Annotated in this window: 2 protein-coding genes; one reads left to right on the plus strand and one right to left on the minus strand. The window is 36.8% G+C overall.

Features of this window, described 5'->3' with window-relative positions:
• Nucleotides 1-102: 102 nt before the first annotated feature.
• Nucleotides 103-624: a hemerythrin domain-containing protein gene (locus DFO73_RS28175; protein WP_110067958.1), complete on the minus strand. Its 522-nt coding sequence runs from the start codon at nucleotides 622-624 to the stop codon at nucleotides 103-105.
• A 279-nt stretch (nucleotides 625-903) separates the two neighbouring features.
• On the opposite strand from DFO73_RS28175, the gene DFO73_RS28180 reads away from it, so the two are divergent.
• On the plus strand, nucleotides 904-1,224 hold the full coding sequence (locus tag DFO73_RS28180; RefSeq protein WP_110067959.1) for a hypothetical protein: 321 nt from the start codon (nucleotides 904-906) through the stop codon (nucleotides 1,222-1,224).
• The last annotated feature ends 440 nt before the right edge of the window (nucleotides 1,225-1,664 follow it).

Genomic DNA, 1,664 nt, shown 5'->3' on the forward strand with positions numbered 1-1,664 from the left:
AAGATGACTCCGGCAGCTTACCGAAGTCATCTCATCGCTGCGTAGATAGCAGCATCTCTTTTTATTAAACTGTCTACTTTATAGGGTGCAGTTCACTCCTTTTCATATTTCTTTAATTCTTTTGTATAACTCTTCTTTTTCCTCTTTTGATAGAAGATTTTCGGCCATAGGGAACAGCACATTTTCTTCCTTGGCAAAGTGCTCTGTCAGGATATAGTATGCATTCTTAATCAGGCCTGCGTTATAGGCCATTTCTTGTTCAGTCAGGTTTTCACATTTTTCTGCCGCTTCCATGTAGGCTTCTATATAACCTTTAGCCTGGTCATGCTCATATTCCATGACAGCTACAGGGCCAGTTCCTATCCCCATGTATTGCTCCATCATACGAAAGAGCACCCTTTCTTCCCTTTCTGAATGAGGATCAAGCTCTTGTGTAAAAGTTTGTACTTTTACAATCAACTCTTTAAAAAGAACCTTATCAGGCACTTCTTCAACTTTTAAGGAGAGCTGAAGCAACTCCTCAAGCATATTTAGCAGTGGAGGATGCTCCTCTTTTAACTGTTTTAAACCTTTACTAAGAATAACAGGACCGTTTCCCATCATTGCGCTCATACAGCCTTCCATTCAAAAACCCCTCCTAAGTTTGATACATACAGTATAAAAGGCAATGAAAGTTTATGTTGTGAACGCCATCACAGGCAACAAAACATTTGTTTATGAGTTTTCTAAAAATTTTAACAATTTAGGTGCAATTTTTTACCTTGATGCCATATAATAAAAATAAGATATTAATTGTAACAGGTCTAAATACTTAGCTATAGCCTTTCGTTGATCAAAGAGAAATTTAAACGGATGCTAAACACCCTTAAACAATTGATAAAAAATCGTTAGGAGGGATTTTATATGTATCAGCCAAACTATATTGATTTTTACCAAAAATCGCTTATTCCAGCCGATTCATCTGACCCATCCCTTTCTGCTGGCCATACCCATTGGCTTATCGCGCTTGAAGGTCAGCTTAAGGAACAAGAAAAAGAATTCTACTGCTGGAAGGTTTCAGTCTATCCATCCAATTCCGAAGGCAGTTTTTCCTGGAACCAAGAACTATATTCTTCACCGGTGTACGAATGCATCCATCAAGCATTCGATCATGCCAAAGAACTCGAGAACCATGTTAAAGACGCACAGCTAGGTTTTTTAAAAAGAAAAGAGAAAATTAGCTAACCTCTAAATTAACTCCCCTTATGCTTTACTTTTTTTACCTTCAATTGTGAAATAACATACATATAGGTGCTAATGCTAACTACCTCTTCAATAAAAATTTATCCGATTGACAAAAAATATAATAACGACAATTGATTAATAATGTGGGCAGGAGTGCTAATCCTTAGATTAACTGCAAATTTTCATGTGTTGGATGCTATTGCCTTCAATTAACTACCATTCTTGGACTGTGTTTAAAAAGTTTGGACGTTCTTTTTTTTAAAAAAAGCTCTGTTAAAAACTTGTCTGTTGATTTCTGTTCCATTCAACAAAGTGTCAGAACCAAAACTGGGCTTTAGCATAGCCAATCGAGTAGAGGGAAAATAAATGTATTATTTTCGCCCCTCTCACAACACCGTACGTACGGTTCGCGTATACGGCGTTTCAATTTATATCACAGT

Source organism: Cytobacillus oceanisediminis (genome assembly GCF_003182355.1).
Classification (GTDB): domain Bacteria; phylum Bacillota; class Bacilli; order Bacillales; family Cytobacillaceae; genus Cytobacillus; species Cytobacillus oceanisediminis_A.